Consider the following 3,762-nt stretch of genomic DNA (forward strand, 5'->3'; position numbering starts at 1 on the left):
AGCCACGACAGTACCGCCGCAGGAGGTCGTCATGCCCGGAGCTGCCGTCAAACGGATCTGGCCGGGTGCCGTCGGCAGGACGTCGTCAAAATCCGCGCTCAAGGTCATTGCTGCGGCATTCGTGTTGCCGATGACGATGCTCAGGCGACTTTGCTTTTGGCGAAGCAAAAGAAAAGTGAGTTGCCGCCGGGCAACCCCCGGCCAGCAGAACTCAGCAAAAAGCGCAACGCAGGAGCAAGAACCGGCCCAAACAGAATCAGTTCAACAATCCAGCCCTCAATCAACCACCCGCTTGAGCCGGATCTCTTCCAGCTTGGCACTGCCAAAAGCCACCGTCTTGAGCGATGGCATCTCGCGCTTGAACCCCGCAGCGTGTTCATAAAAGCGCAGCGCACGCTCATTGCGCAAAAGCACCCACAGCGTGACCTGCGTGCAACCCTCTTCTTTCAGGCCCTCACGCGCGCCGTCCCACAGGGCCAGGCCTGCGCCCTTGCCCCAATGTTCTGGCAGCACATACAGCGCCCAGATTTCGCCAACAGTGGATTTGGTGCCGGCATCGCGGGAACGGTCAAAGCCGACAAAGCCCACGATCTCATCTCCGTCCGTGGCCACCAGCAGTTGCGGTTCGCTGAATTCGATGGCTTCGCGCCAGTAAGGCAGGCGTTTTTCTACCGTGATCTTGCCGAGGTAGTCCTCGGGCATGAGGTCTTTATAAGCGGCCTGCCAGGTGGCGACATGGATTTCGGCAATGGTTTTGGCATCGCGGGGCGTAGCGGGACGGACGGAATAGCTGGACATGAAAAAAATCGCTTGTGAATCGGTGCGGGAAATGATCGGGGGAGCAGAATTGTCGCCCAAATCGCCTCTCGCCCGGCAATACATTCGCTTCACGGCGGTCCGGCGGCAGGATGAATGCCCGGCCAGTGACTTTGGCGTCGGGTACATTCGTCGCACCCTAACACTTACAAGCGCTTGCACATCATGGCCCAAGGTATTCAGTTTCCCCTGCAAATGTCCTTCAAACTCATCGCCTTTGCACCGCAATTTCTGGTCAAGGACGCGCATAGCCAGCCGGTGGCGTATGTCAAACAAAAACTCTTCAAGCTCAAGGAAGCCATCACGGTTTTCACCGATGAAAAACAGGACCGGCAGCTCTACCAGATCAAGGCGGACCGGATTATCGATTTTTCAGCGCTTTATCACTTCACCGATACCCAGGGCGCGGCGCTGGGCGGCATCAAGCGTCGCGGCATGCGCTCCATGTGGAGAGCCGGTTTTGACGTGCAGGACAACGGCGTCACCCACTTCAGCATCAACGAGAAAAGCGTGATGACGCGTTTTCTTGACGGCCTATTCAGCCAGATTCCGGTGATCGGTATGTTTTCGGGCTACCTGTTCCATCCCGCCTACCAGGTGACGAGACCCGACGGCACCCTGGTGGCCGAGCTCACCAAGCAGCCCGCCCTGTTTGAGGGCCGGTTCACCGCCGAGCGGATGGCCCCCGTCAATGAACGCGAAGAGCAGCAGTTGTTGCTGTCCCTGATGACCGTGCTGCTGCTGGAACGCCTGCGCGGTTAACGCAGACGCCGGCGCAGGCAGCTACCCGTACCCGAAGCAGCGATGGACGACCCGGCCCACCCTGGCGATCCGGCGAATGCGGTTCTGTTCAGCGTCCAGCTGAACCCGGAAGGGGTGCATTTCAGCGCCTCGCCGTCCCTGCCGATCCTGCAATCAGCACTCCAGGCCGGCGTGGCGATGGACAGTTCGTGCAGAAACGGCACCTGCCGCACCTGCATCCGCCGGATGGCCAGCGGGCAGGTGGCTTACCGCATCGAATGGCCGGGCCTGAGCGCCGAGGAAAAGCAGGCGGGCTACATCCTGCCCTGTGTCGCGTACCCACTGTCGGATGTGGTGATCGAGCCGGGGGACTGAACTGCCGGTATCTGCCGTAGACCCACGGGCAAAGCCCCGGGCGACGCGGCGCCGTCGCCGAGCGCGCGCTGCATCAGCACCGTGTCCACCCACTGGCCGAACTTGTAGCCGACACAGCCCAGCGTGCCGACACGGGTAAAACCCAGCGCCTCGTGCACCCTGAGCGAGCCCGTGTTGGCGCTGTTGCCGACCACGCCCACCATTTGCCGGAAACCGCGTTGCTCGCACTGGCGGATCAGCTCACGCAGCAAGGCGCTGCCAATGCCGGCCTGGCGCATGCCTGGCGCGACGTAAATCGAGTCTTCCACCGTATGGCGATAGGCCGGCCGCGAACGATAGGCACTGCCATAGGCGTACCCCACCACCTCTGCGTTGCGGTGCGCCACCAGGTAGGGGTAGCCGCCCTGCAGGATGTCGGCGCGGCGCGACAACATCTGCGCGACGCTGGGCGGCTCCAGCTCAAACGTCGCCAGGTTGGTGGCCACGTAGTGCGCGTATATCGCCTGGATTGCCTCCATATGGCTTTCGGCACAGGGACCGATCACCAGGGAATCGCAAGTTCCGGAGGAAGGGCCGGGGCGCGTGGCATGGGGTATGGGTGTGAGGTGCATGCCGCTATGGTTGCGCAACGGCATGCATAAGTAAATATGTCAAAACTTATCAGATTGATTAGAATTTCTTTGCATGCTCAACCTGGACCACCTGCGCACCTACGCCCTCATCGTTGAAACCGGGAGCTTTTCCGGTGCGGCCGAAAGGCTGGGCCTTTCACAGCCCGCCGTCAGCCTGCAAATCAGGCAGCTGGAGCAGAAGCTGGGCGTGCGCCTGATTGAACGCGTGGCGCGCCGCGCAACGCCCACACCCGCAGGGCTTGACCTGATGGAAGAAATCCAGCATGTCAACACCGCCGTAGACGGCGTCATGGCCGCCATGGCTTCCCACTCCTCGAATGTGGCTGGCCGCATCACACTGGGCATTGGCGCCACAGCCTGCCTTTATTTCCTGCCGCAAATCCTGCGCTCATTGAGGCTGCGGTTTCCCAATCTGAGCGTGGTGGTCAGCACGGGCAACACGGCCGACTTCGTCAAGGCGGTGGAAGGCAACATGCTGGACCTGGCGCTGGTCACGCTGCCCGTCAAACGGCGCGCGCTGGCGGTGACACCGTTGTTCAACGACGAGTTTGTGGCCATCGCACCCAAGCGTGACGCCGCCATGCCCGCCAGGATCACCCCGGCCGTCCTGGCAAAGCGCGAGCTGGTGCTGTTCGAGCCGGCGGCCAACACCCGCGTGATCATCGACCAGTGGTTTCAGGATGCGGGCCACGCCCCCAAACCCATCATGGAACTGGGCAGCGTCGAAGCCATCAAGGAAATGGTGGCAGCGGGCCTGGGCTGCAGCATCCTGCCCGCAATGGCGGTCACCGGCCCAGGGCAGCATGCCGAACTCGTGGTCCACCCGTTGTACCCACGGCTGCAAAGGACGCTGGCCCTGATCATTCGCAACGACAAACCGGTGAACAAGGCCCTGCACCAGGTGATTGCTGCCATTTCACAGCGGGCGGGCGCCGAGCCGCGCCAGCCAGGTTCCCGGTCTTCACTGCAAAACAACAAGCTGTAGCACGCCTGTCAAACAACTGTGCAAGGATGGGCGGATGCTCCCTCCGCCACTGAATAGCGCTGCCGACAGCCCGCGCAGCCTTCACAGCCCTTACAGCCTCACGCCGGCGCGGGATGCGGCGGCCAGCTTTGCAGAGATGGAAGAGCTCAAGATGATCTTGCTGGCGGGCAGCGCGCACTTTGATGTGGCCGTTGCGGCCGAAGCGCATACTGC

General features: G+C 61.9%; 5 protein-coding genes. 3 read left to right on the plus strand and 2 right to left on the minus strand.

All coding sequences use genetic code 11. From position 1 onward, the window contains the following. Positions 1-276: 276 nt before the first annotated feature. Complete coding sequence (locus tag AC1D1X_RS18080) at positions 277-798, minus strand: N-acetyltransferase family protein (RefSeq protein ID WP_477671480.1); 522 nt, start codon at positions 796-798, stop codon at positions 277-279. Between the two features lie 183 nt (positions 799-981). On the opposite strand from AC1D1X_RS18080, the gene AC1D1X_RS18085 reads away from it, so the two are divergent. Beyond that, a complete protein-coding gene (locus AC1D1X_RS18085; RefSeq protein ID WP_457279198.1) occupies positions 982-1,578 on the plus strand; it encodes an LURP-one-related family protein in 597 nt (198 codons plus the stop codon). Between the two features lie 42 nt (positions 1,579-1,620). Continuing rightward, positions 1,621-1,932, plus strand: a complete 312-nt coding sequence (locus AC1D1X_RS18090; protein WP_477671479.1) for a 2Fe-2S iron-sulfur cluster-binding protein — start codon at positions 1,621-1,623, stop codon at positions 1,930-1,932. On the opposite strand, the gene AC1D1X_RS18095 is transcribed toward AC1D1X_RS18090, so the two are convergent. After that, on the minus strand, positions 1,872-2,543 hold the full coding sequence (locus AC1D1X_RS18095; protein WP_477671478.1) for an N-acetyltransferase family protein: 672 nt from the start codon (positions 2,541-2,543) through the stop codon (positions 1,872-1,874). The two genes, AC1D1X_RS18090 and AC1D1X_RS18095, sit on opposite strands and share 61 nt — an antisense overlap. A 73-nt stretch (positions 2,544-2,616) precedes the next feature. Between AC1D1X_RS18095 and AC1D1X_RS18100 the strand changes: the two genes are divergently transcribed. Continuing rightward, positions 2,617-3,549, plus strand: coding sequence for a LysR family transcriptional regulator (locus AC1D1X_RS18100; protein ID WP_477671477.1), 933 nt, complete (start codon positions 2,617-2,619; stop codon positions 3,547-3,549). Positions 3,550-3,762 lie beyond the last annotated feature (213 nt).

Source organism: Polaromonas sp. P1_G4 (assembly GCF_056405475.1).